The sequence below is a fragment of the Massilia sp. TWP1-3-3 genome (assembly GCF_049897805.1).
In the GTDB taxonomy this organism is placed as follows: Bacteria; Pseudomonadota; Gammaproteobacteria; order Burkholderiales; family Burkholderiaceae_D; genus Telluria_A.
The window spans coordinates 125,472-149,810 of sequence record NZ_JAFCWX010000005.1 but is presented as its reverse complement, the minus strand read 5'-3'; the positions used below and the strand labels follow the sequence as shown (position 1 = coordinate 149,810).

At 62.0% G+C, this 24,339-nt stretch carries 22 protein-coding genes and 1 other RNA gene; 15 read left to right on the top strand and 8 right to left on the bottom strand.

Annotation, left to right across the window (positions count from 1 at the left end; translation table 11 throughout):
- The first annotated feature begins 20 nt into the window (after positions 1–20).
- Entirely contained in the window at positions 21–791 is a 771-nt protein-coding gene (locus tag ACP7D4_RS06740) for a hypothetical protein (RefSeq protein ID WP_426208300.1), read from the top strand.
- A gap of 105 nt (positions 792–896) precedes the next feature.
- Here the strand turns inward: ACP7D4_RS06740 and ACP7D4_RS06735 are convergent, their stop codons facing one another.
- Together ACP7D4_RS06735 and ACP7D4_RS06730 are read right to left on the bottom strand one after the other, a co-directional pair.
- Positions 897–3,113 (bottom strand): alpha/beta fold hydrolase, encoded by a 2,217-nt coding sequence (locus ACP7D4_RS06735; RefSeq protein ID WP_426208298.1) that lies wholly within the window; start codon positions 3,111–3,113, stop codon positions 897–899.
- Between the two features lie 118 nt (positions 3,114–3,231).
- Positions 3,232–4,620 (bottom strand): MATE family efflux transporter, encoded by a 1,389-nt coding sequence (locus ACP7D4_RS06730; RefSeq protein ID WP_426208297.1) that lies wholly within the window; start codon positions 4,618–4,620, stop codon positions 3,232–3,234.
- 173 nt (positions 4,621–4,793) lie between these two features.
- Between ACP7D4_RS06730 and ACP7D4_RS06725 the strand changes: the two genes are divergently transcribed.
- Positions 4,794–5,753 (top strand): beta/gamma crystallin-related protein, encoded by a 960-nt coding sequence (locus ACP7D4_RS06725; protein WP_426100529.1) that lies wholly within the window; start codon positions 4,794–4,796, stop codon positions 5,751–5,753.
- A 25-nt stretch (positions 5,754–5,778) separates the two neighbouring features.
- Here ACP7D4_RS06725 and ACP7D4_RS06720 read toward each other — a convergent pair whose 3' ends face one another.
- Positions 5,779–6,681 (bottom strand): c-type cytochrome, encoded by a 903-nt coding sequence (locus ACP7D4_RS06720; protein ID WP_426208296.1) that lies wholly within the window; start codon positions 6,679–6,681, stop codon positions 5,779–5,781.
- A gap of 95 nt (positions 6,682–6,776) precedes the next feature.
- Here ACP7D4_RS06720 and ACP7D4_RS06715 point away from each other — a divergent pair, with 95 nt between their 5' ends.
- The 4 genes from ACP7D4_RS06715 (at position 6,777) to ACP7D4_RS06700 (ending at position 9,520) form a co-directional block, all read left to right on the top strand.
- Complete coding sequence (locus ACP7D4_RS06715; RefSeq protein WP_426208404.1) at positions 6,777–7,676, top strand: DnaJ C-terminal domain-containing protein; 900 nt, start codon at positions 6,777–6,779, stop codon at positions 7,674–7,676.
- A 236-nt stretch (positions 7,677–7,912) separates the two neighbouring features.
- On the top strand, positions 7,913–8,503 hold the full coding sequence (locus ACP7D4_RS06710; RefSeq protein ID WP_426208294.1) for a type 1 glutamine amidotransferase domain-containing protein: 591 nt from the start codon (positions 7,913–7,915) through the stop codon (positions 8,501–8,503).
- A 62-nt stretch (positions 8,504–8,565) separates the two neighbouring features.
- The gene (locus tag ACP7D4_RS06705) at positions 8,566–9,120 is read left to right on the top strand and encodes an NADPH-dependent FMN reductase (RefSeq protein ID WP_426100537.1); all 555 of its coding nucleotides are present in this window, start codon (positions 8,566–8,568) and stop codon (positions 9,118–9,120) included.
- 112 nt (positions 9,121–9,232) lie between these two features.
- Positions 9,233–9,520 (top strand): DUF378 domain-containing protein, encoded by a 288-nt coding sequence (locus ACP7D4_RS06700; protein ID WP_426208293.1) that lies wholly within the window; start codon positions 9,233–9,235, stop codon positions 9,518–9,520.
- Between the two features lie 164 nt (positions 9,521–9,684).
- Here the strand turns inward: ACP7D4_RS06700 and ACP7D4_RS06695 are convergent, their stop codons facing one another.
- Both ACP7D4_RS06695 and ssrA read right to left on the bottom strand, forming a co-directional pair.
- A complete protein-coding gene (locus ACP7D4_RS06695) occupies positions 9,685–10,356 on the bottom strand; it encodes a hypothetical protein (protein ID WP_426208292.1) in 672 nt (223 codons plus the stop codon).
- A gap of 287 nt (positions 10,357–10,643) precedes the next feature.
- Positions 10,644–11,003: a transfer-messenger RNA gene (gene ssrA, locus ACP7D4_RS06690) on the bottom strand.
- Between the two features lie 250 nt (positions 11,004–11,253).
- Between ssrA and ACP7D4_RS06685 the strand changes: the two genes are divergently transcribed.
- Entirely contained in the window at positions 11,254–11,535 is a 282-nt protein-coding gene (locus tag ACP7D4_RS06685) for an energy transducer TonB (RefSeq protein ID WP_426100963.1), read from the top strand.
- A gap of 108 nt (positions 11,536–11,643) precedes the next feature.
- Here ACP7D4_RS06685 and ACP7D4_RS06680 read toward each other — a convergent pair whose 3' ends face one another.
- The 3 genes from ACP7D4_RS06680 to ompA all read right to left on the bottom strand — a co-directional run bounded on the left by ACP7D4_RS06680 (position 11,644) and on the right by ompA (position 13,968).
- Entirely contained in the window at positions 11,644–12,351 is a 708-nt protein-coding gene (locus ACP7D4_RS06680) for an HAD family hydrolase (RefSeq protein WP_426100543.1), read from the bottom strand.
- Positions 12,352–12,385: 34 nt separating this feature from the next.
- The gene (ubiG, locus tag ACP7D4_RS06675; RefSeq protein ID WP_426208291.1) at positions 12,386–13,081 is read right to left on the bottom strand and encodes a bifunctional 2-polyprenyl-6-hydroxyphenol methylase/3-demethylubiquinol 3-O-methyltransferase UbiG; all 696 of its coding nucleotides are present in this window, start codon (positions 13,079–13,081) and stop codon (positions 12,386–12,388) included.
- Positions 13,082–13,257: 176 nt separating this feature from the next.
- The gene (gene ompA / locus ACP7D4_RS06670; RefSeq protein ID WP_426100547.1) at positions 13,258–13,968 is read right to left on the bottom strand and encodes an outer membrane protein OmpA; all 711 of its coding nucleotides are present in this window, start codon (positions 13,966–13,968) and stop codon (positions 13,258–13,260) included.
- A gap of 461 nt (positions 13,969–14,429) precedes the next feature.
- On the opposite strand from ompA, the gene gyrA reads away from it, so the two are divergent.
- From gyrA to cmk, 8 genes are all read left to right on the top strand, one after another.
- Positions 14,430–17,048: a DNA gyrase subunit A gene (gyrA, locus tag ACP7D4_RS06665; RefSeq protein WP_426100549.1), complete on the top strand. Its 2,619-nt coding sequence runs from the start codon at positions 14,430–14,432 to the stop codon at positions 17,046–17,048.
- 184 nt (positions 17,049–17,232) lie between these two features.
- Entirely contained in the window at positions 17,233–17,775 is a 543-nt protein-coding gene (locus ACP7D4_RS06660) for a DUF2059 domain-containing protein (protein WP_426100551.1), read from the top strand.
- A gap of 22 nt (positions 17,776–17,797) precedes the next feature.
- On the top strand, positions 17,798–18,886 hold the full coding sequence (gene serC, locus ACP7D4_RS06655) for a 3-phosphoserine/phosphohydroxythreonine transaminase (protein WP_426208289.1): 1,089 nt from the start codon (positions 17,798–17,800) through the stop codon (positions 18,884–18,886).
- Between the two features lie 37 nt (positions 18,887–18,923).
- Complete coding sequence (gene pheA / locus ACP7D4_RS06650) at positions 18,924–19,997, top strand: prephenate dehydratase (protein ID WP_426100555.1); 1,074 nt, start codon at positions 18,924–18,926, stop codon at positions 19,995–19,997.
- Positions 19,998–20,015: 18 nt separating this feature from the next.
- Entirely contained in the window at positions 20,016–21,122 is a 1,107-nt protein-coding gene (hisC, locus tag ACP7D4_RS06645; RefSeq protein WP_426100557.1) for a histidinol-phosphate transaminase, read from the top strand.
- 3 nt (positions 21,123–21,125) lie between these two features.
- Positions 21,126–22,022: a prephenate dehydrogenase gene (locus tag ACP7D4_RS06640; RefSeq protein ID WP_426100559.1), complete on the top strand. Its 897-nt coding sequence runs from the start codon at positions 21,126–21,128 to the stop codon at positions 22,020–22,022.
- Between the two features lie 11 nt (positions 22,023–22,033).
- Positions 22,034–23,362 carry a 3-phosphoshikimate 1-carboxyvinyltransferase gene (gene aroA, locus ACP7D4_RS06635; protein WP_426208287.1) on the top strand — a complete coding sequence of 443 codons (1,329 nt, stop codon included), beginning with the start codon at positions 22,034–22,036 and terminating at the stop codon, positions 23,360–23,362.
- Between the two features lie 216 nt (positions 23,363–23,578).
- Positions 23,579–24,244: a (d)CMP kinase gene (gene cmk / locus ACP7D4_RS06630; protein ID WP_426208285.1), complete on the top strand. Its 666-nt coding sequence runs from the start codon at positions 23,579–23,581 to the stop codon at positions 24,242–24,244.
- Positions 24,245–24,339 lie beyond the last annotated feature (95 nt).

Below are 24,339 nucleotides of genomic sequence, written 5' to 3'. Positions count from 1 at the left end.
TCCTACTTAACGGGGGAAAAATGAATCAAGATCAGGCAATTATGCGCGAACTTCAACGTCAGAACCGGCTGTTGCGCCAAGTGGTCACAGTCGGCGGCGCCATGTTGGCAGTTGGTATGCTGGCCGCTGCGACCAGTAGCTCCCCACGTGGCAAGTTCTCGGAAATTGATGTCGAGCGCATCAATATCGTCACGCCGGGAGGAAAAACAGACCTCGTTATTTCGAATCGCGAACGCATTCCCCAGCCCGTGATGGGAGGCAAGGAGATCAAACGCGATGGGCCGGCGCGCCCAGGCATTATTTTCTATAACGCCGCAGGCGACGAAAGTGGCGGGCTGATCTTTGATGGAAAACTTGATGCGGAAGGTCATCCGGTAGCAGGGATGCATTTCTCCATGGACCGGTTTGGCGGCGACCAGCAGCTCGCCCTTGGACACTATGAGCAAAATGGCAGCATGACGTCGGGGCTGAACATTTATGATCGCGGACTCGTGAAGGACTACGACCCCTTGTGGAAGTCGTACCAAGGTGCTGCGGAAGGGCCCGCCAAGGAGGCGCTGCTGCGCCGCTGGAAGGACGCCGGCGGGGAACAGACACGTCACCTTTTTGTCAGCAAGACGCCAGGCAAGTCTTCCGCAGTCATTCTTGCCGATGCGCAAGGACGCCCTAAAATCATGATGACGGTAACGCCGGAAAACCAGCCCTCACTCGACTTCCTGGACGCCGACGGCAAGGTGACGATGCATCTGCCCCAGCCGGCGCCGCCTGCCGCACGGAGCAAAATCCGCTGATCGTACAAAAAAACACACAAGAAACGCAAAACGAGCTCATCTGCAGGCAGATGAGCTCGTGTCGTAATGGGGGAACTGACCCCGGGGGAGATTATTGCTGGATGCTTACTGTTTTGGTGCGGCGAGGTGCTTGCGGAAAAACGCGTCGATCGTGTACTGCACGTGCCGCTTGCCGGCGCGCGCTGAAATGCCGTGCTTGGCGCCCGGATACGTCATCAGCTCGAATTGCACGTTGCGGTTCACCAGGTCGTCTATCAGACGCGTGGTGTTGCTGAACAGGACGTTGTCGTCGGCCATGCCGTGCATCAGCAGCAGCGGCGACTTGAGCCCGTCCAGGTGCGCGAACACGCCGCTGTTCTTGTACGCGGCCGGGTCGCCCTTTGGCGTGCCGCCCAGGTAGCGCTCGGTGTAGTGGGTGTCGTACAAGGCCCAGTCGGTCACCGGCGCGCCGGATACGCCGGCGGCGATCTTGTCGGACGCGGCCGACAACAGGCGCAGCGCCATGAAGCCGCCATAGCTCCAGCCGTACACGCCGATGCGGCGCTTGTCGACAAAGCTTTGCCGGCCCAGCCAGTCGATCCCGGTGACCTGGTCTTCGACTTCGTGCTGGCCCAGGTTGCCGTAGATGACGTCGGTGAAGGCGCGTTCGCGCCGCGTCGAGCCGCGGTTGTCCAGCCTGAACACGACATAGCCCTGCTGCGCCATGTACTGGTCGAACATGTCGCCCCAGCTGCGCTTGACGTGCTGCGCGCCCGGTCCGCCGTAGGTCGACAAATACACCGGATAGCGCGCATTGGCCTTGAAACCGGCCGGCTTGATCAGCGAGTAGTACAGCGTCTGGCCATCGTTCGCCTTGAGGGTGCCGTATTCGGTCTTCAGGTGGTCGGCCAGGTATTTGCCATACGGGTGAGCGGCGTTGACTTCGTTTTTCTCGAGCCACTCGACCATCGAACCGTCCGGACGGCGAATCGATACCTGCGCCGGGGTCGACGGATCGGAGAAGGTGTCGACGAACACCTGGCCGTTCTTGGCGAAGGACGACTCATGCCAGCCGTCGGCCTTGGTGATGCGCAGCGGCTTGTCGGCAGTGCTGCCGTCGATCGCCAGCGCGTAGGTCTGCTTGTCGATGACGGCGTCGCGGTTGGACGAGACGTATACGCGCCCGGCTTTTTCGTCGACCGCCAGCACGTCGTCGAAGCCCCAGTTGCCCTGCGAGATAGGATGCAGCAGCTTGCCATCGAGGTCGTACAGGTACAGGTGATTGCGCCCGGTGCGCTCGGAAGCCCAGATAAAGGCGTTGCGCCCTTTTAAAAAGCGCAGGTCGTTGTGCAGCGCGACCCAGGTCTTGGAGGTTTCGGTGAGCATGGTGCGCTGGGCCAGCGTGGCCGCGTCGACCGAGATCAGGTCGAGCCGCTTCTGGTCGCGCGACTGGATCTGGTACAGCAGCTGCTTGCTGTTCTCGCTCCAGTCGGCGCGCACCAGGTACACGTCCTTGTTCGCGCCCAGTTCCACCTTGCGCTGCGCACCCGTGGTGGGCGAGACGATCATCAGGTCTACCAGCACGTTAGGGTCGCCCGCAGCCGGATAGCGCTGTTCGACGACGGTGGTGCGGTCGGCGAAAATCTCGAAGCGCTTGACGACCGGCACCGGTGCTTCGTCGTAGCGTTTGTACGCGATCGCCGAGTCGTCCGGCGCCCAGTAGTAGCCGGTGCGCTGGTCCATTTCTTCCTGCGCGACGAATTCGGCCTCGCCGTTAAAGACCGTGCCGGCACCGTCTTGCGTGAGCTGCTTTTCGGCGCCGCTGGCCAGGTCGATGACGAACAGGTTCTGGTTGCGCACGAACGAGAGGTAACGCCCTTTCGGCGAAATCTTCGGATCGGCCACGCTGCCGGTAGCCACCTTGCGCGCAGCTTCGGGCTTGGCCACGTCGACCAGGTACAGGTCGGAGGCGATCGGCACCAGCAGCTGCTTGCCGTCCGGCGACCAGCTGTAATTGATGATGCCCTGGAAGCTGGCGGTGCGCGCGCGCTCGCGGCGCGCCTGCTCTTCAGCCGACAGCGTCTCGTTGGGCACCAGCACCTTGGAGTCGACCAGCTTGCGCGTGGTCTTGTCCTTCATGTTGTATTCCCACAGATCGAGCTGGTACTGGTTGTCGGGGCGGCCGCGCAAAAAGGTGACGCGCGCGCCGTCGGGCGACACGCGCAGGTTGCGCACGCCAGGTCCCGACAGCGCCGGGTCGGCGTGCAGTCGGTCCAGGGTCAGGCGCTCGGCGGATGCGGGAGCGCTCGAAAGTGCGGCTAGAAGACAAAGCAGAAAACGCATGGGAGTCTCGTCGTTAGGTTGATCTTGTTGTTCTCATGGAACCGCAAGACGATACCAGAGTCGGCTCGATAACGCTGTAAATATGGGCCCGATACTGTTGTAGCGTCGCCCTCGCGCATCAAGCGAGCGCGCGCCTGTGCGACAGGCGCGCCAGCGACCGGGTCAGCAGCACGGCGGCAATCGTCAACCCCAGCACCAGCCCGATCCAGAAACCCTGCGCCTTCATCGGCGCGGCGGGCGACCAGGGGCTCCACGCGGGCGCCAGACCCAGCACGATCCCGGCCGGCAGCGCAAAGCCCCAGAAGGCCAGCACCTGGATCTGCATCGGCTGGCGCGTGACCTTGTAGCCGCGAATGGCGCTCGACGCCGCCACCTGGGCCGCGTCGGACAACTGGAACAGCGCCGCGAACAGCAGCAGGTCCACGCACAGCGATTGCACCTGCGGGTCGGACGTATAGGCGCGCGCGATCTGCCAGCGAAACAGCACGATGAAGAGCGCCGAGATGACCGCGAACGCCAGCGCCATGCCCATGCCGACCCAGGCGGCAAAGCGCGCCCGCTGCGGGTTGCCTTCGCCCAGCGCCTGGCCGACGCGGGTGATCAGGCCGATGCCGAAACTGAGCGGCACCATAAATACCAGGGACGAAAAATTGAGCGCAATCTGGTGCGCCGACACCTGCACCACGCCGAAGCGCGCGATCAGCAGGCTGACGGCGCCAAAGGCGCTCACTTCGGCAAAGTAGGTGATCCCGATCGGCACGCCAAGGCGCAGCATGCTGCTAATCTCTGGCCAGTGCGGCCACTCCCAGTGCGTGAACGGATAGGTGGCGCGGTAGGCCGGAGCGTAGCGGATCCAGAGCAGCATCGCCGCCAGCATCAGCCACATGCCGATCACGGTGGCCACCGCGCAGCCCACTGCGCCCATTTTTGGCATGCCCCAATTCCCGAACACGAGCAGGTAGTTGATGAAGACGTTGAGCAGCAGGCCAAGCAGCGCGATCACCATCACCGGCTTGGTCTGGTTGATGCTGGTGGTGTAGCCGTACAGTGCGCGGTAGCAGCCAAACGCGGGCATGCCCAGGCTGATCACGTGCAAAAAGCGCGAGGCGTTGGCGTTCACTTCGGCGTCCAGGCCGATATGGTCGAACAGGAGCGTGGCCAGGTTGGCCGCGATGCACGCGAGCAGCCCCACGCCCAGGCCTTTCCACAGCGCCTGGCGCACGGTGTGCGCGATGCTGCCAAACTGGCCGGCGCCGATTTCATGGGCGACGACCGAGTTAATCGCCATCATCACGCCCATTACCGTGACCAGGATGATCGACCAGACGGACGCGCCCAGCGACACGGCGGCCAGCTGGGCAGCGCTGACATGGCCGGTCATGGCGACGTCGGCCACGCCCATGCCCACGGTGGCCAGCTGGCCGACCAGCATCGGCCATGAAAGGCCCCACAGGGCCGACATTTCGGAACGGACGGAGTAGGGCGCGTGATTGGAAAGATGGGTCATGGAAGCTTCAAACGGACAAACAGGGATTTTACTGACATTTTGCAATCGCGTTCTGCAACGCTGCGGTGCGTCTTGCTGAGTAGGATTTTGTTACAACATAAGTGTCAGCGCATCCCCCCGCCGCGCGTTGATAGCTTCACAATGCGAACTCCACCCATCGAAGGATATCGACCATGCGCCCTTACCAGTTCGCCCTCATGCTTTCCACCGCCCTGTTGGCCCAAACGGCGGCCCACGCGGGGGAAGTTACCCTGTATTCCGGCGTTGACCTGACGGGGCGCGAATCGACCGTGCGCACCGAAGTGAGCAACCTGCAAAACCAGGGGTTCAATGACCGCGCGATGAGCTTGATGGTCCGTTCGGGCCGCTGGGAAGCTTGCGTCGACAGCGAGTTTCGCGGCGAATGCCGGGTCTTCGAAGCTGGCCCGTACCGCAATCTGGACCGGTTCAGCAACCAGATTTCGTCGCTGCGCGAAATCGGGGGCGAGCGTGGCGACCGCGGCGACCGTGGTGACCGCGGCGAAGAGCGCGGCCGTGGACGAGGGCGCAACCGGGGCGGCGAACAATCGGTGATGCTGTTCGACAGCAGCGACCTGCGCGGGCGCTCAATCTCGCTGCGCGGCGACGCCAACAATTTTGTGCCGCTCGGCTTTAACGACATGACCCAGTCGATGGTCATTCGCGGCGGCACGTGGGAGTTTTGCGAGCACACCGATTTCCGCGGCCGCTGCCGCACTTTCGGGCCGGGCGAATACCGCAACCTCGATCGCGCCTTTAACCGCGCCATTTCATCGGCGCGCCAGATTGGCGACGGGGGCGAGCGCCGCGGCGGCTATGGCCAGCGCGACGGCTATAACGGGAATGACGGGCGCGAGGGGCGCGACGGCGGCGCAGTTGAATTGTTCGCGGGACAAGGGTTTGGCGGCGAGCGCTTGCCGATCAACAATGAAATCAGTTCGTTGACGGACGTCAATTTCAATGATCGCGCCGGCTCGCTCGTGATCCAGGCAGGGCAGTGGGAATTTTGCGAACACGCCGGGTTCCGCGGCCAGTGCCAGGTATTCGGCCCCGGCCGTTACGACCGCCTGGGCACGCTGCACAACGCAATCTCGTCGGTGCGCCGCGTGCGTTAAGAACAGGGCGGGCCAGAGCCCCGCTTTACCTTCCCCCTGCCGCGCGCGGGGGCAGCGTCTGCAGGTAGCTGTGCAGGGCGCGCACATCGACATCATTCATTTCCCGCAGGGAGCCGAAGGGCATCACGCTGCTGATCGCGCTGCCGTCGGGCCGTTTGCCGCTGCGCAGCATGGCCATGAACAGTTCGGGCGTCGGATAGCGCTTCATGGCGCTGCCGTTGCCGGTTGTCAGGTTGGCAGGCGCGGGCCATTCGGGCGGCGCCCCGGGGATCTTGCCGCCGCTGAGCGTAGCGCCATGGCAGCCAACGCAACTGTTGGCCACGTAAGCGCCATGCGCCAGGCTGACGGCGGCCAGCACCGGCGGTTGCGGCGGCAAGACATGGTCGATCAGTTCAGCAGCATCCTTGACGTACCCGAACGCATACAACACCTTGACGGCAACCGGCAACTGTACCGTTGCGCGCCGCCCTGGCACCGGCGGCAACTGTTGGACGTAGGCGATGATGGACGCCACGTCGTCGTTGCTGAGGCGGTTGTAGTCTTCGCTGGGCATGATCATCACCGGCCTGCCGTCTGGCTTGACGCCGTGGCGCAGCGTACGCACCCAGTCGGTGCCGACGTAGGTGGCGGTCGCGCTGTTGGCGCCGCGCGTGATGTTGGGCGAAATGACCAGCATCGCGCCGCTGTTGATGACTTCCTTGCCGCCGCCGCTTGCCGTGTGGCAGTCGGCGCAGCCGCGCGTGGCGAACAGGTAGCGGCCCTGTTCCAGGCTGGCGCGCGCCGCCGGCACCAGCAACTGCGTCGACGGTACGCTGATGACGCGCTGCATCTTGCGCTCGCCCATCGCCTTGCCAACCAGCACGGTGGCCCCCGCGAGGACCGCCACTGCCGCCAGCGCCAGACTGGTTCCCTTGACCCATTTGTTCATTGCGGCTTCCTCTTTTAAAGATGCGTGCCGGAAGCGTGCGCTCCCGGCGGCGACCACACAGTACGATTGTATAAACCGGTTCCAGAGTGCTGCTCGTGGAATACAAGGACTATTACAAGACGCTTGGCCTTGCCAGCAACGCAACGGCGGAGGACATCAAAAAAGCCTACCGCAAGCTGATGCGCAAGCACCACCCCGACGTCAACAAGGCGCGGGACGCGGGCGACAAGGCCAAGGAAATCAACGAGGCGTACGGCGTGCTGGGCGACGCCGCCAAGCGCACCACCTACGATGCCTTGGGAAGCAGGGCGCGCGCCGGCCGGCCTTTCCAGCGCGCTGATGCAGGCGCCGCCGCCCACGGCGGCAGTGGCGACGACTTTTTTTCGGACCTGTTCGCCCACGTCGGTCGCCGCGGCAGTGCGTTTTACGCCCGCGGCGAAGACATGCACGCCAGTCTTTTCATCGACTTGGCTGACGCTTACCACGGCGCCAACCGGACGGTGACTTTGCGCGTGCCCCAGCGCGACGTTCAAGGCCGGATCAGCACCCGCGAACGCGCGCTTGACGTACCCGTTCCCAAGGGCGTGCTGCCCGGCCAGCAAGTGCGCCTGGCGGGGCAGGGCCACCCGGGCAGCGGCGGCGCTCCGCCTGGCGACCTGTTCCTTGAAATTGGCTTCAATGCAGATGCGCGGTACCGGGTGGAAGGGCGCAACGTCTACGAAAAGCTGGCCGTGGCGCCCTGGGAAGCGGCCCTTGGCGCGCATATCGACGTGCCCACGCCGTCCGGCGACGTGCAGGTGAGCGTGCCGCCCGGCTCGCAAAGCGGACGCAAGTTGCGCTTGAAAGGGCGTGGCATTCCGGGCCACCCCGTTGGCGACCTGTACCTGGAGCTCGAAGTGGTCTTGCCGCCTGCCAGCAGCCCCAAGGCGCGCGAGCTGTACCAGACCATGGCGCGCGACCTGGCCTTCAATCCGCGCGCCGCGGTTCGTGTATGACTGCCTGTCCACTGCACCGCGCATGCCCGGCTCCTCCACCGTGATGTAGTGACTATGCTACTGAGCCTGTCTTTATCGTTGATGCATAACAATCCTTGCGACGCAAAGCTGTATTTACGTACAGTGGATTTGTAAGCAAAGATGTCTGGCGGCCGAGGCGCGCGCCACGCTCTCGCAGGGGCTTTTAGAATTGCGTGGCAATCTAACGCAAAACTCAATCATGCAAAGGAAATCACATGGAACAAAGCACTGGCCAAGCCTTGCGCGGCAAGCGTGTCGCGGTACTGATGACTGACGGGGTCGAGCAGATCGAATACACGTCGCCGCGCAGCTTTCTCGAGCAGCACGGCGCCACCGTAACGCTCATTTCTCCCAAGGCAAAAGGTGAGCAGGTTCAAGGGTTCAATCATGCCGACAAGGGCGACCAGTTTCAGGTAGAACTAAATGTGCGCGACGCCTCACCCGGGCAGTTCGATGCGCTCTTGTTGCCGGGCGGCGTCTCCAATCCTGACCAGTTGCGCCTCAGTAAAGAGTCGATCGACTTCATCCGCGATTTTGCCACCGAAGACAAACCCATCGCCGCTATTTGCCACGGCCCCTGGACGCTGATCGACGCCGGCGTCGCCAAAGCCAGTCACCTGACCAGCTGGCCCAGCTTGCAAACCGACTTGCGCAATGCAGGCGCCGAATGGACCGACGACGAAGTGGTCATCGACGGCAAGCTCATCACCAGCCGCAAACCGGATGACTTACCTGCTTTCAACGACGCGCTCAAGAAGGCATTGCAGATCGATGCGGCGCGCGCCGACATGGGGGCGTCGTCCTGACAGCGGCGTGATTGGCGGCATGGTAGGCTTGCATCTCCCTTGTCTTTACTTCAGGAGTTGCTGTGAGTCTGCATGTAATTGCACTATCGGGCAGTCTGCGCGCCGCGTCCGTCAACACGGCGCTGTTGCGGGCGGCGGCCGCGCTGGCGCCGCCTGGTCTGGTGGTGACCCTGTACGAAGAGATGGGCGCGCTGCCGCACTTCAATCCCGACCACGAAACGCCGGCGCCGGCCGCCGTGGCCCGTTGGCAAACACTGCTGCGCGAATGCGACGCCATCCTGATCGCCTGCCCGGAATACGCACATGGCGTGCCGGGAACATTGAAAAACGCGCTCGACTGGGTGGTCGGCACGACGGGCCTGGAAGGCAAGTCGGTGGCGCTGCTGAATAGTTCGCCGCGCGCCAGCCATGCCCAGGCTGCGCTCGCGGAAATCGTTGCCACGATGGGTTGGTCGGTGCTCGAGGCGGCATCGGTGCGCATTGCCTGCGCGCGCAAGGAGTTCGATCCGGCGACGCTGATGGACATGCCTGAATTCACCGAACCGCTGCGCGCAGCGCTGCTGATATTGGCCGAGGCTGCGCAACATCATGTTGCAAGCCGCTTTCCTCCATCCTGATCAAACTTGGCCCGCGTTCCGGTGTCGTAGATATGCACCCGGTACTTTTCATGCCGGTGCAAGTGCGCTGCCGCTGGCAGCGCCTCAGCCCATACACACCGAGGAGGTAGCAATGGCAACAATTAACGCACCTGCATCTGAACGCAGGCATCTTTCCGACAGGCGAAGCGCGACAGGTTCCATGCACAGGGCCCGGATGAACGCGCTGGACTGGGTCGCCCTGGTCTTGCTGATCGTCGGCGGCCTCAATTGGGGCCTGGTCGGCCTGTTCAACTACGACCTCGTCGCAGCGCTGTTCGGCACGCAGTCCGCCTTGTCGCGCATCGTCTATGTGCTGGTCGGGTTGTCGGCGCTGTATTCGATTTATACCAGCAGCAAGATGGCGTCGGACAAGCACTAGCCGCAACGCTCAATGGCGGTCCGGGGGAGCGCGAGCACTGCTGGCTCCCTGGTCCGGGTTGCCCGTTTCCTCTGCCGGCAAGATTGTGGCGCGGGGAGTTGCCAGCTCGGGGGGCGCCATCAGGAGCGATGTGGTGCGGCCCGGTTAAAGGTGCGCACTGGCGTTCAGCGCGGGTTTTGCACGCGAAATGCTTCCAGTTCGTCGGTTGAGCGGGTCTCCACCGCACCGGCAGGGTTACGAAATTCGCGCTCTGCCTTGACCATTGTTTTCGTTTCGGGCGCATACCAATAGACAAAATGGTAGCGCAGGGGCGGACCGTATTTGGGCGACGCCTTGCCTGTATTGACGGCTTTTGCCACTTCCCAATGGGACTCGATCTTGAGCGCCTGAAAGGTACCCGCGCCAACCGTCACCTCGTCCGGACCGATCACCTGATAGCGCTGCGTCGTCCTGGTTTCCTTGTTGATTGCTTCCGTGTTCCAATCCATGCCCGGTACAAAGGCCGTGCTGCAGCTATGGGTAATGCCAAGCGTGCTGCCGCCAAAAAAATCAATCATGCAGGTATCGGTGTCCACCCGGCCGGCTTGGCGCCAGACGGTCGGCCCGTTCCCGCTCACTTCGCCGGACAGGGACTTGATGATGTACTGGTCGTCCGCCCCTTGCTCGGCAATCTTAAAAATGGTACGCGACTGAACCGTGATCTGGCCTTTTGACACCCGTTTGAAGGTCCAGCTGTCGCCGATGCTGACGGGATGTTGGGGCGTCTCCGGAATGTCCTCCGCTTGGCTGACCAGCGTGACGAGGAGCAAAGCAATGGCGGTGAAGGCGGTTTTCATGGGTACCTCGAAACAGACGTCGGGAAGGGCAGTGTATTCCTTGGATGAACTGCTTGCCAGCGAAATGTCTTGAGGGAACTATTGCGAGATCGGAAAACCTTGACTGGCTGGAAGATCTTCGTTCTGGCACCGACAGCAAGCCCGTCGCGAGATCGGGGGATCGAAGCGGTATGGGCGTTTTAGCGCGGTAAGTTGTCCCTCGGGCCCGCTACATGCGCGTGAAACTTGCGCCGCGGATCGGTGCGGACGAAAAAAAACCGCCCAAGGGACGGTTTTTCAGCATGCTTTGGTGGAGGCGGCGGGAATCGAACCCGCGTCCGCAAGCACTCTACAGACAGTTCTACATACTTAGCACTGCCATTTAATTTAACCGGTACAACGCGGACGTGCACGCTGTGTACAAGCGAGTTACCTATTATTTAGTCCAGTGCTAAGTAACCCAGCATCAGACGAGTCCCTGTAAATGACTCTAGAGCTTTTGACGGCCCACCCCAGGGACGAGGTGTTCTAGAGCTAGCAGCAATTAAGCTGCGAGTGCGTACGAGTTATCGTTTGCAGTTAAGTTTTTCAGGTTGTATTTACGAGGTAGCCCGCCCTCGGTATGCCCTGCGCTGCTTTGCAACCCACGTCGAAACCAGGTCGCCCCCACAGAACCTCTATTGTAGCGCAATGCCAAGCTTGGTGGCGCCCCGATTCGCATGGACTTTGTTCGCACAACTGTTGCCGTGCGGCACAAAAAGAATTGCCACACGGCATTTAGTGCCGTATAGTATCTCTAACGGTCGGCCACAAGACGACCTCCTATTACCAACCTGAAACCAGGAGTTCACCATGACCACCACCCCTTTCTTCAAATGTGCCGCCGTTCTCGTTCTCGCTACCGTCGGCAACCTCGCCATGGCAGCTGAAGTGCCGGCAATTTTCGACGCCAAAAGCTGCAAGGCGGAATATCCGAAAGCATCGTTGATGAATGAAGAGCAGGGTGTCGTCTCGATGGCTTTCCTGGTGTCGGCCGACGGCAAGGTGCTCGATTCGAAGCTTGAAAAGACCAGCGGCTTCAAGGGTCTCGACAAGGCAGCACTGTCCGCGATTACCGCTTGCAAGTTCAAGCCGGGCAGCAAGGATGGCAAGCCGGACAGCACCTGGACCAAGGTCGCGTACAACTGGACCCTGGGTTAAGAATTCGTTTTACCTGTTTCTCCTCGATGATTTGATTCGGGCCGCCTTTGGGTGGCCCTTTTTTTCATCTGCGAAGTTTGTCGGCAACCGGCACGGCCGGCGCCGCTGTCAAGCCAGTTGCGTCTTGCGCTGGGGCGCGGCCTGGACATTGAGCACCAGTTCGAGCAAGTCGACTGGCGTATCAAGCAAGTGATCGGCGGCCCAGTTGACCGGCTCGATGGCGCCGCAATAGCCCCATGCGCACGCCACCGTCACCATGCCGGCAGCACGGCCCGCCTCAATGTCCCGCAAGTCGTCGCCGGCGTACCAGCAATCGGTCGGCGCCACGCCCAGCCTGCGCGCCGCTTCCAGCAGCGGCGCGGGATGCGGCTTGGCATGCCCGGTCGTGTCGCCCGAAATGATGCAGCCTGCGTGCGCCAGCCCGATCTGCGGCACCAGCGGATCGGTAAATCGGGCCGGCTTGTTGGTCACGATGCCCCACGCGATGCCCGCATGCGTCAAGCCGGCCAGCAATTCGGTCACGCCGCCAAACAGCGTGCTATGCACGGAAATATCTTCCTGGTAGTGGTCGAACCATTCCAGGCGCAATGCTTCGTAGCCCTCGTCGGCCGGCGTCAGCCCGAAGGCGGCCCCGATCATGCCGCGCGCCCCGGCCGAAGCGGTCGGGCGCAGCACGGCGTAGGGCGTGGGCTCCAGGCCGCGCTCGGTACGCAGCCGGTTGACCGCCGCCGCCAGGTCGGGCGCGGTGTCGGCCAGCGTACCGTCGAGATCGAACAGAATAGCGCGCGGGCGCGCCGGCAGGGCGGGGGAGGTCATAGGAGGATGGAGGGGTCAGGGCGCGGCAGCGCTGTTATAACGGACGGCTGCAAGCCACCATGTAATTGACATCGGTGTCCTGGTTCAGCGCGTAAATCTTGGTCAGCGGATTGTAAGTCAGGCCTTTCAAGCCGTCCACCTGCAGACCGGCTTCGCGGATGAATTGCGAGAGCTCGGCCGGCGTGACGAATTTGCCGTAGTCATGCGTGCCCTTGGGCAGCATGCGCAGCAGGTACTCGGCGCCCAGCACGGCAAACAGGTAGGCCTTGGCGTTGCGATTGATGGTCGAGAAGAAGACGTGGCCGCCTGGTTTCACCAGGGTGGCCGCCGCCTTGACGATTGCCGCAGGATCGGGCACGTGCTCAAGCATTTCCATGCAGGTCACCACATCGTACTGGCCCGGTTCCTGTGCGGCCATGCCTTCGGCGGCGATCAGTTGATAGCGCACTTGCACGCCGGACTCCAGGCTGTGCAGGTCCGCCACCTTGAGCGCCTTGTCCGACAAGTCGATGCCGGTGACGTCCGCGCCTTTTTTTGCCATCGACTCGGACAAGATGCCGCCGCCACAACCAATATCGATCACTTTTTTGCCCGCCAGCGGGGCGCGCGCATTAATCCATTCGAGCCGGAGCGGATTAATGTCGTGCAGGGGGCGGAATTCGGACGTTGGATCCCACCAGCGGTGGGCAAGTTCACTGAATTTCTGGATTTCTAGAGGGTCGGCATTCATACGGAATCAAGTGGCGGCGCGCAGCGCATCCACGCAGTCCCCGCGAATGCGGGAAACCATGGAACGCATGCACCAGGTTGCAAGATTGGGTAGCTTACAGCAAAAAAAATGCCGCCAGTGTTTAACTGAGCGGCATTTTATACCGCCCCATGCAACCGGGCGGCGCTTTGAAGCAATTACTTGCGTGTACCAACGACTTCGATTTCCACGCGACGGTTCTTGGCGCGGCCAGTTGCGGTCTTGTTGCTTTCGACCGGTTGCTTCTCGCCCTTGCCTTCGGTGTAGATGCGGTTCGCTTCGATACCTTTAGCCTGCAGGTAAGCCTTGACGGCGCCGGCGCGGCGCAGTGCCAGCTTTTCATTGTAAGCATCGGTGCCGACCGAGTCGGTATGGCCGACGGCGATGATGACCTCGACGTTGATCGCTTGCATCTTCGAGGCCAGGTCATCGAGCTTGCCTTTGCCTTCAGGCTTGAGCACCGATTTGTCGAAGTCAAACAGCGCATCAGCGGCGAAGGTGACTTTTTCCGAAGCGATCACTGGCGGAGGAACAACGACGGCTGCCGGTGGCTGTACCGCTGGCGGTGGCTCGACCGGAACGACTGCTGGCGGCGAGGTCACGCATTTGCCGTTTTCCAGCTTGGCTGGCTCAACGCAAATTGGCAGGTCGCAGCCTGGCACGGCGTCAGCCGGGGTCCAGTAACCGGTACGCCAGCACAGACCGAATGGATTGCGGACGATGACACCGCGTGCATCCTGCACGTAAGCGCTGTGCGGCTTGGCGGCCTGGATGTCGGTCGTCAACGGTGCGAACGGCGGCGAGCTTTGGGCCAGTGCGCTGCCTGCAACCGCGCTTGCGGCCAGCATGAACATCAAGAATTTTTTCATTATATTTTCTTCCTTTCGGGGGGGAAATCCGCAGCCAATACTGCGCACTTGGGCGTATGAACAAGATAGGGGGCTTGGCGAATGGCCAAATCCCGCTTGCCCCGGCACTGCCTTATTCCGCTTGTGAAACCGGCAATTAACTTATCAGCCATTTTGCCACAGCAGCCCAAATAGCACGACCGCGCTATTCATTCATACGCATTTGCGTGCCCGGATGTTGTATTCGTGCAACATCGTGTCGCGCGTCGAATAGCAGTTTGACAAGCTTCCCTCGCACCCGTCCGCTTCCCGCCGTGAACTCAGGAAATAGCCTGCTGCTATACGGCGCATGCTAAAATCCCACGCTTCTGTTGATAAGATCGGCGTTTACACCGTGTCGTGCGCCGTTCGGATCGGCAGGGGCCAAGCATGCAGCGTTTGCGTACAGCTACTATAACCACAGCCTGAGATCAGTCCCGCCAATGGATCAATTCGCAAAAGAAACAATCCCCATTTCCCTCGAAGAAGAGATGCGCAAGAGCTATCTCGATTACGCCATGAGCGTGATCGTGGGCCGCGCCTTGCCGGACGTGCGCGACGGCTTGAAGCCGGTGCACCGCCGGGTCCTTTTCGCCATGCACGAAATGAACAACGTCTACAACCGGCCGTACGTCAAGTGCGCCCGCGTGGTCGGCGAGACCATGGGTAAGTACCACCCGCACGGCGACGCGTCGATTTACGACACGCTGGTGCGCATGGCCCAGGATTTCTCGCTGCGCTACACGCTGGTCGATGGCCAGGGCAACTTCGGTTCGGTCGATGGCGACTCCGCCGCGGCGATGCGTTACACCGAGTGCCGGCTGGACAAGATCGCCAGCGAAATCCTGGCCGACATCGACAAGGATACGGTCGACTTCCAGCCCAACTATGACGGCAAGGAAAAAGAGCCGACGGTGCTGCCAACCCGCATTCCCAACCTGCTGATCAACGGCTCGTCGGGCATCGCGGTCGGCATGGCCACCAACATCCCGCCGCACAACATTACCGAAGTAATCAACGGCGCGCTGCATGTGCTGCGCAACCCGGATTGCTCGATCGATGAGCTGATCGAGATCATTCCCGCGCCCGACTTTCCCACCGCCGGCATCATCTACGGCGTTTCGGGCGTGCGCGACGGTTACCGCACCGGTCGTGGCCGCGTCGTCATGCGCGCCAAGACCCACTTCGAGGAATACGGCAAGGATGGCGGGCGCATCGCGATCATCGTCGACGAGCTGCCTTATCAGGTGAATAAAAAGTCGCTGCTCGAGCGCATCGCTGAAAACGTGCGCGACAAAAAACTCGAAGGCATTTCCGACATCCGCGACGAGTCCGACAAGTCCGGCATGCGCGTGGTCATCGAACTGAAGCGCGGCGAAGTGCCGGAAGTGGTCCTCAACAATCTGTACAAGCAGACCCAGTTGCAAGACACCTTCGGCATGAACATGGTGGCGCTGGTCAACGGCCAGCCCAAGCTGCTGAACTTGAAGCAGATGCTGCAGTGCTTCCTGTCGCACCGGCGCGAAGTGGTCACGCGGCGCACCGTGTTCGAACTGCGCAAGGCGCGCGAACGGGGCCACATGCTCGAAGGCCTGGCCGTTGCGCTGGCCAATATCGACGACTTCATCGCCATCATCAAGGCCGCGCCCACGCCCCCTGTCGCCAAGACCGAACTAATGGCGCGCGCCTGGGATTCGTCCCTGGTGCGTGAAATGCTGCTGCGCACCGCCGAAGGCACCACCATCGGTGGCGTCGAGGCCTTCCGTCCCGAGCACCTGCCCAAGCACTACGGCATGCAGCCGGACGGCCTGTACAAACTGTCGGACGAACAGGCGCAAGAGATCTTGCAGATGCGCCTGCAGCGCCTGACCGGCCTTGAGCAGGACAAGATCGTCAACGAGTACAAAGAGATCATGGCGCACATCGCCGACCTGCTCGACATTCTCGCCAGGCCGGAGCGCGTCACCGTCATCATTACCGATGAAATGACCTTGATCATGAACGAGTACGGCGCCGGCAACAAGGACGTGCGCCGTTCGACCATCGAACACAATCCGACCGACCTTGGCACCGAAGACTTGATCACGCCGCAGGACATGGTCGTCACGCTCTCGCACACCGGCTACATGAAGTCGCAGCCGATCGGCGAATACCGCGCCCAAAAGCGCGGCGGGCGCGGCAAGCAGGCCATGGCCACCAAAGAAGAGGACTGGATCGACCAGCTTTTCATCGCCAACACGCACGACTACATGCTGTGCTTTTCGAACCGCGGCCGCATGTACTGGCTCAAGGTATGGGAAGTGCCGCAAGGCTCGCGCAATTCGCGCGGCAAACCGATCGTCAACATGTTCCCGCTGCAGGACAACGAGAAGATCACGGTCATCTTGCCGCTGTCGGGTGAAAACAGGACGTTCCCGGAAGACCATTACGTGTTCATGGCGACCAGCCTTGGCACCGTCAAAAAGACGCCGCTGCGCGACTTTTCCAATCCGCGCAAGGCCGGCATCATCGCGGTCGACCTGGACGATGGCGACTTCCTGATCGGCGCCGCGCTGACCGACGGCGAGCACGATGTGATGCTGTTCTCGGACTCGGGCAAGGCGGTGCGCTTCGACGAGAACGACGTGCGTCCGATGGGCCGCACGGCGCGCGGCGTGCGCGGCATGAACCTCGAGGAAGGCCAGAACGTGATCGCGCTGCTGGTGGCCGAGAACGAGCAGCAGTCGGTGCTCACGGCAACCGAGAACGGTTTTGGCAAGCGTACCCCGATCACCGAGTACACGCGCCACGGCCGCGGCACCAAGGGCATGATCGCGATCCAGACCAGCGAGCGTAACGGCAGGGTCGTCGCCGCCACGCTGGTCGAGCCGAGCGACGAGATCATGCTGATCACGACCGGCGGCGTGCTCATTCGCACCCGCGTGTCCGAGATTCGCGAGATGGGCCGCGCCACGCAAGGCGTGACTTTGATCGCCGTCGAAGACGGCACCAAGCTCTCGGGCCTGCAGCGCGTGGTCGAAACCGACCTTGAAGACGTCGATCTCGAAACGCCGCCGGAGTAAGGCTGCAAGGGGCGCTGTTTCATGCGAAAATAACAGTGCCCCAAGCGCATGAATCAACGTAGGGCGGAAAAGCGAAGCGCATTCCGCCATTGCGAGCGTCCACGTGGCGCTTGGAATGGCGCAATGCGCTTTCGCTTTTCCGGTGGGGCGCCGAGCCCTTACGATAACCAGACACGTCCCGGATATGAAAAAGATCGCCACCGTATTTTTCGCCGCACTGGCGTTCATAGCGCCATCGCTGTGGGCGCAAAGCGCTCCCGTGACCGACCCCGCCACCACCGCCGCCGTCAACGAACTGCTCACCGCGATGAAATACCGCGAAGTGATGCTGGCCTCCTTCATCAAGCTCGAGCAAGACATGCCGTCCATGATGACGGCAGGCGTTGCCGCCGCGCTGGAAAAAAACACCAAGCTCACCGCCGAACAAAAAAAGAAAGCCATCGACAAGGCGGCCAAGGAAATCCCGGCGGTGGCCGCCACCTTCGGCGCCACCTTTCGCGACCCCAAGCTGATGGATGAACTGCTGGCCGAAATCGTGCCCCTTTACGCGCGCTACTTCAGCGTGGAAGAGCTTAAACAAATGGCCGCTTTCTACGAAACGCCCGCCGGCACCAAGATGCTGTTCCTGACCCCGCGCCTGAGCTACGAAGCGCTGCAAATCAGCCAGAAAATTGTCATGCCAAAGATCGGTGCTGCCATCGGCAAGCTCACTGAAGCAACTCACTGAAGAAAAATAACCAAGGATCGCCGTGACCCACATTTACAATTTCTCCGCCGGCCCCGCCGTGCTGCCCAAAGAAGTGCTGGAACAGGCCGCCGCTGAAATGCTCGACTGGCACGGCAGCGGCATGTCGGTCATGGAGATGAGCCATCGCGGTCCCGAATTCATCTCCATCTATCAGGCTGCCGTGCGCGACCTGCGCGCGCTGCTGTCGATTCCCGCCAATTACCAGGTGCTGTTCCTGCAGGGCGGCGGCCTGGGCGAAAACGCCATCGTGCCCATGAACCTGGTCGCGCGCATGGCGCAGCCGGCCACGATCGATTTTGTCCACACCGGTTCCTGGTCGGGCAAGTCGATCAAGGAAGCGCTGCGCTACGCCGACGTCAACGTGGCCGCCACGTCCGAGCCCGGCCACTTCACGTCGGTGCCGCCGCAGGAATACTGGAAGCTCACGCGCGACGCGGCCTATGTCCACATCTGCACCAACGAAACCATCGACGGCGTGGAATACAACTTCGTGCCCACCATCCAGGGCGACACGCCGCTGGTGGCCGACATGTCTTCGCACATCCTGTCGCGCGAAATCGACGTCACCAAGTACGGCGTGATTTTCGCCGGCGCCCAAAAGAACATCGGCCCGGCGGGCCTGACGTTGGTCATCGTGCGCGAAGACCTGCTCGGCCACGCGCTGCCGATCTGCCCGTCCGCCTTCGACTGGAAAATCGTCGCCGACCACGATTCGATGTACAACACGCCGCCCACTTATAGCATCTACATCGCCGGCCTGGTGTTCGCCCACCTGCTGCGACAGGGCGGCGTGGCCGCAATGGAAAAGCGCAACATCGCCAAGGCCGCGCTGCTGTATGCTGCCATTGACGTCGATGATTTCTACGAGAACCGGGTGGCCAAAGACTGCCGCTCGCGCATGAACGTGCCGTTTTTCCTGCGCGACGAAACACGCAATGAACAATTCCTGGCCGGCGCAAAAGCGCGCGGCCTGCTGCAACTGAAGGGCCACAAGTCCGTCGGCGGTATGCGCGCATCGATCTACAACGCGATGCCGATCGAGGGCGTGCAAGCCCTGGTCGATTATTTGAACGAGTTCGCCGGTCGCTAACATCCACCGGTGCCAACCACTAGAATATTGCTGACCCATGACAGACAAACTGACACCCTTGCGCGAACAGATCGATGCGATCGACGCCCAAATCCTTGCCCTGCTGAGCCGGCGCGCAGAACTGGCGCAGGAAGTGGGCCACGTCAAGGCCGAGACCAACGCCCCCGTGTTTCGCCCCGAACGCGAAGCGCAGGTGCTGCGCGGTGTGGCCGAACGCAATCCGGGTCCGCTCAAGGGCGCCGAAGTGCAGACCATTTTCCGCGAGATCATGTCAGCCTGCCGTTCGCTGGAAAAGCGCGTTACCGTCGCTTACCTCGGCCCGTCCGGCACCTTCAGCGAGCAGGCCGTGTATCAGCAGTTCGGCAGCGCTGTGGAGGGTTTGCCGTGCATCTCGATCGACGAAGTGTTTCGCGCGACCGAGGCGGGCACCGCCGACTTTGGCGTGGTCCCGATCGAAAATTCATCTGAAGGGGCGGTCAACCGCACGCTCGACCTGATGCTCGGCACCACCACCATCATCAGCGGCGAAATCTCGATTCCCGTTCACCACAGCCTGATGACCAAGTCCGGCACCATGGACGGCGTGACGGTGGTGTGCGCCCATTCCCAGGCCCTGGCCCAGTGCCAGGTGTGGCTGAACCAGCATTACCCGGCCCTGGAGCGGCGCGCGGTGGCCTCCAACGCGGAGGCGGCCGTCATGGCCAGCAAGGACCCCGCCATGGCGGCGATTGCCAGCGAAATGGCGGGCGAGCAGTACCGCCTGGGCGTGGTCAATGGCCACATCCAGGACGACCCGCACAACCGCACGCGCTTTGCCGTCATCGGCCACTTGCAGACCAATCCTTCGGGCGAAGACCAGACCTCGCTGGTGCTGGCCGTGCCCAACAAGGCGGGCGCCGTCTACAACCTGCTCGCGCCCCTGGCCGTGAATGGCGTGTCAATGACGCGCTTTGAATCGCGCCCGGCCCGCATCGGGACCTGGGAATACTATTTTTACGTCGATATCGAAGGCCACGTCCAAAATCCCGCAGTTGCCAAGGCGCTCGAGGAATTGAAGGACAACGCCGCATTTTTCAAGGTGCTGGGATCCTATCCGCTCAGCCTCACCTAAATCATAAAGAGACAGTCCATGCCACAGCAATTCGGTCCAGAATACGTTCGCGCCATCGCCCCCTACCAGGCCGGCAAACCCATCGCCGAAGTGGCGCGCGAGTTCGGCCTTGACGAAGCAAATATCGTCAAGCTCGCTTCCAACGAAAATCCGTTCGGCGTGCCCGAGTCGAGCAAGCGGGCCATGGCTGCGGCCGTGGCCGACCTGGGCCGCTACCCGGACGCCAACGGTTTTGACTTGAAGGCGGCGCTGGCCAAGCGCTACGACGTGCCGGCCGACTGGATCACGCTGGGCAATGGCTCGAACGACATCCTGGAGATCGCGGCCCACGCGTTTGTGCAGAAAGGCCAGGCCGTGGTCTACGCGCAGTATTCGTTCGCCGTCTATGCGCTGGCGACTCAGGGAGTGGGTGCGCGCGCGATCGTGGTTGGCGCCAAAGACTATGGGCACGACCTGGACGCCATGGCCGCGGCGATTGACGCCGACACGCGCCTGGTCTTCATCGCCAATCCGAACAACCCAACCGGCACCTTTATTCCCGCCGCCGAGATCGAAGCTTTCTTGGCCAAGGTGCCCGCTGGCGTGGTGGTGGTGCTTGACGAAGCCTACAACGAGTTCCTCGCGCCCGAGCAGCAGTTCGAGTCGGCCCAGTGGGCCAAAAAGTATCCCAACCTGCTGGTCTCGCGCACCTTTTCCAAGGCCTATGGCCTGGCCGGTTTGCGGGTCGGCTTTGCCATCGCCCAGCCGGCGCTGACCGATTTGATGAACCGCATTCGCCAGCCGTTCAATGTCAATTCCATGGCCCAGGCAGCGGCGATTGCGGCGCTCAACGACAAGGCCTTCCTGGAGCAGGGCGCCAAGAACAACGCCGCCGGCTACGCGCAATTCATTGAAGCGTTCGATGAACTGGGCTTGCAGTATGTGCCATCGTTCGGCAATTTTGTGCTGGTCAAGGTTGGTAGTGATGACGGCGCTGGCGCGCGCGTGAACCTGGCTTTGCTCAAGCAGGGCGTGATCGTGCGCCCGGTGGGCAATTACGGCTTGCCGCAGTGGCTGCGCATCTCGATCGGCCTGCCGCAGGAAAATGCGGTCTTCATCACGGCATTGAAAAAGGCGCTGTCCTGAGTGATGAATAAAGTCGTCATTGTCGGCGTTGGACTGATCGGAGGCTCGTTCGCGCGCGCCTTGCGCGCCGCCGGTGCGGTCAAGACGCTGGTCGGCGTGGGGCGGTCCCACGCAGCGCTGGCGCGCGCGCTTGAACTGGGCATCGTTGACCAGGTGGCTTCCATCGAGGCGGCAATGCAGGGCGCCGACCTGGTGCTGATCGCAGCGCCAGTTGCGCAGACCGGTCGCATTCTCGCTTCCATGCTGCCGTTCCTCGAGCCGCACACCGTCATCACGGACGCGGGCAGCACCAAGACCGACGTGGCGCAGGCGGCGCGCGCAGCGCTGGGCGAGCGGGTAGGGCAGTTCGTGCCGGGCCACCCGATTGCGGGACGCGAAACCAACGGTCCGGACGCGGCCATCGTCGACCTGTACCAGGGCAAAAAGACGGTGCTCACGCCCTTGACCGAGAACGCCGCAGCCGATGTGGCGCGCGTGGCCGCCGCCTGGACGGCGTGCGGCGCCGTCATCCATCACCTCACGCCGCAGGAGCATGACAAGGTCTTCGCCTCGGTCTCGCACCTGCCGCATTTGCTGGCCTACGCGCTGGTCAACGACATCGCCGCCAAGCCGCATGCCGCTTTGCTGTTCCAGTTCGCGGCCAGCGGCTTTCGGGACTTTACCCGCATCGCCGGTTCCTCGCCGGAAATGTGGCGCGACATCACGCTGGCCAACCAGCCCGCGCTTTTGGCCGAGCTGGACGCCTATCTGGCACAATTGACAGGCTTGCGCGCCATGCTGGCCGCCGGTGACGGCGCCGGCATTGAAGCCGTCTACGCCAACGCGCAGCGCGCCCGCTGCCGCTGGATCGAAGCCATCGAGGCCGCAGAAGCACCCGCATCACCCGACACCGCAGAATAGGATCACCCACAATGCAGCAAAAACACTATCCGCAGCACATCGACATCAAGCCCGTCATGCACGTGGAGGGCGTGGTCCGTCTGCCCGGATCGAAAAGCATTTCCAACCGCATTTTGCTGCTGGCCGCGCTGGCCGAAGGCACTACGCTGATCCACGACCTGCTCGCGTCCGACGACACGCTTGTCATGCTGGGCGCGCTGCGCTCGCTTGGCATCGAGTGGAACCAGGTGAACGACCATACCCACATGGTGTACGGTGGCGGCGGCGTGCTGCCGCATCACACGGCCGATCTGTTCATGGGGAACGCGGGCACCGCGATCCGGCCGCTGACGGCGGCGCTGGCGGTCATTGGCGGCGACTTTACGCTGCATGGCGTCTCGCGCATGCACGAGCGGCCCATCGGCGACCTGGTCGACGCCTTGAATGCGGTCGGCGCGCAGATCGAATACACCGGCGTGCAAGGCTATCCGCCGCTGCGCATCCGGCGCGGGCATATCCATGCCGAGCGCATGTCGGTGCGCGGCAATGTGTCGAGCCAGTTCTTGACGGCGATTCTGATGGCCGCGCCGCTGATGGCCAGGGAGCATCCGGTCTTGATTGACGTGGTCGGCGAACTCATTTCCAAGCCATACATCGAGATCACGCTGAACCTGATGCGCCGCTTCGGCGTGACGGTGGAGCAGGACGGCTGGCAGTCGTTCACCGTGCAGCCGGGGCAAAAATATGTCAGTCCGGGCGAGATCCACGTGGAAGGCGATGCGTCGTCGGCCTCGTACTTTTTGGCAGCCGGTGCGATTGGCGGCGGTCCGGTGCGGGTGGAAGGCGTTGGCCGCGACAGCATCCAGGGCGACGTGCGCTTTGCCGAGGCGCTCGAGCAGATGGGCGCAACCATTACCCGGGGCGACAACTGGATCGAGGCGACTTCGAACGGTGTCCTGAAGGCGATCGACGCCGACTTCAATCATATTCCCGATGCGGCGATGACGATTGCCGTGGCCGCCTTGTATGCGGACGGCACCAGTACATTGCGCAATATCGCCAGCTGGCGCGTGAAGGAAACCGATCGCCTGGCGGCCATGGCGACCGAGCTGCGCAAGCTGGGGGCGGTGGTGGTGGAAGGGGCCGATTTCATTACCATCACGCCGCCGGAGGTGATCGCCGCAGCCACCATCGAGACCTATGACGATCACCGCATGGCGATGTGTTTTTCTCTTGCCACGCTGGACGGCAAGGCGCGCCGCGGCAATCAGATGCGTATTCTCGATCCCAAGTGCGTGGCCAAGACGTTTCCGGATTATTTTGAGGCGTTTGCCGCGATTGCGCGGGAAGAGCTGTTTTAAGTGCGTTTCTACGTCGCGTGTGACGGTATTACAGAATGCTCCAGAACCAACTGGCTACCCATAAATCGCGATATGTGAGACTTCGAAAATCAAAACGACATCGTCCTCGCACCTGCGCGAGGACGATGTAACTTTGCGCAGATGCCCCTTTTACAACAGCTTCGTGGGCGCCGACCCATGGAACGTGCTGCTTTTAAGCTAACAAGGTTAATAACAATGCCAACAACCCATATCCCAGTCATCACCATCGACGGTCCGACCGCCTCGGGCAAGGGAACCGTCGCCCACAAAGTGGCCGACCGCCTCAAGTTCCACTACCTCGACTCCGGCGCACTGTACCGCCTGACCGCCCTGATGGCGATCCGACGCGACACGCCCTTGAGCGACGAGCACGCACTGGCCAAGATCGCCGAGCACTTGCCGGTCCACTTCGACCAGGGCGAAATCTTTCTCTCCCATGAAAACGTGACCCAGGCCATCCGCGCCGAAGCCGTTGGCAACATGGCATCGAAAATCGCCGCTTTCCCCACCGTCCGGCAAGCCCTGTTCGCGCTGCAGCTGAACTTTCGCAAGATGCCGGGGCTAGTTGCCGACGGGCGCGACATGGGGACGGTGATTTTCCCCAATGCAAAATTGAAGGTGTATCTCACCGCGAGCGTTGCGGCCAGGGCGCAACGCAGATATAAGCAATTGATTGACAAGGGATTTTCTGCTAGCATGGAAGACCTTCTGTTGGATTTGCAAGCGCGCGACGACCGTGATACGAATCGCGCGATTGCCCCGCTGGTGCCGGCGGAGGGGGCGCATATTCTGGATACTTCCAATATGACGGCCGATGAGGCCCTTGAGGAAGTGCTGAAATGGTACGCAGCAGTCAAATAGCGGTAGCAGGTGCCTGACCAGGCAATAGTGCTTGTGCAGGCGTGGTTCAACCTAACCCAGTTTAAGTCGCGTCGTGCGAACTCTGCTGGCTAACT

Bases quoted from the DNA above. Each gene is read 5' to 3' on its own strand.
- ACP7D4_RS06710 (WP_426208294.1), top strand. From the start codon at position 7,913: ATGGAACAAAGCACTGGCCAAGCCTTGCGCGGCAAGCGTGTCGCGGTA.
- ACP7D4_RS06700 (WP_426208293.1), top strand. From the start codon at position 9,233: ATGGCAACAATTAACGCACCTGCATCTGAACGCAGGCATCTTTCCGAC.
- ompA (WP_426100547.1), bottom strand. From the start codon at position 13,968: ATGAAAAAATTCTTGATGTTCATGCTGGCCGCAAGCGCGGTTGCAGGC.
- aroA (WP_426208287.1), top strand. From the start codon at position 22,034: ATGCAGCAAAAACACTATCCGCAGCACATCGACATCAAGCCCGTCATG.
- ACP7D4_RS06735 (WP_426208298.1), bottom strand. From the start codon at position 3,113: ATGCGTTTTCTGCTTTGTCTTCTAGCCGCACTTTCGAGCGCTCCCGCA.
- ACP7D4_RS06660 (WP_426100551.1), top strand. From the start codon at position 17,233: ATGAAAAAGATCGCCACCGTATTTTTCGCCGCACTGGCGTTCATAGCG.
- ACP7D4_RS06640 (WP_426100559.1), top strand. From the start codon at position 21,126: ATGAATAAAGTCGTCATTGTCGGCGTTGGACTGATCGGAGGCTCGTTC.
- ubiG (WP_426208291.1), bottom strand. From the start codon at position 13,081: ATGAATGCCGACCCTCTAGAAATCCAGAAATTCAGTGAACTTGCCCAC.
- ACP7D4_RS06685 (WP_426100963.1), top strand. From the start codon at position 11,254: ATGGCAGCTGAAGTGCCGGCAATTTTCGACGCCAAAAGCTGCAAGGCG.
- ACP7D4_RS06740 (WP_426208300.1), top strand. From the start codon at position 21: ATGAATCAAGATCAGGCAATTATGCGCGAACTTCAACGTCAGAACCGG.
- pheA (WP_426100555.1), top strand. From the start codon at position 18,924: ATGACAGACAAACTGACACCCTTGCGCGAACAGATCGATGCGATCGAC.
- hisC (WP_426100557.1), top strand. From the start codon at position 20,016: ATGCCACAGCAATTCGGTCCAGAATACGTTCGCGCCATCGCCCCCTAC.
- ACP7D4_RS06725 (WP_426100529.1), top strand. From the start codon at position 4,794: ATGCGCCCTTACCAGTTCGCCCTCATGCTTTCCACCGCCCTGTTGGCC.
- ACP7D4_RS06680 (WP_426100543.1), bottom strand. From the start codon at position 12,351: ATGACCTCCCCCGCCCTGCCGGCGCGCCCGCGCGCTATTCTGTTCGAT.
- gyrA (WP_426100549.1), top strand. From the start codon at position 14,430: ATGGATCAATTCGCAAAAGAAACAATCCCCATTTCCCTCGAAGAAGAG.
- ACP7D4_RS06695 (WP_426208292.1), bottom strand. From the start codon at position 10,356: ATGAAAACCGCCTTCACCGCCATTGCTTTGCTCCTCGTCACGCTGGTC.
- ACP7D4_RS06720 (WP_426208296.1), bottom strand. From the start codon at position 6,681: ATGAACAAATGGGTCAAGGGAACCAGTCTGGCGCTGGCGGCAGTGGCG.
- ACP7D4_RS06730 (WP_426208297.1), bottom strand. From the start codon at position 4,620: ATGACCCATCTTTCCAATCACGCGCCCTACTCCGTCCGTTCCGAAATG.
- cmk (WP_426208285.1), top strand. From the start codon at position 23,579: ATGCCAACAACCCATATCCCAGTCATCACCATCGACGGTCCGACCGCC.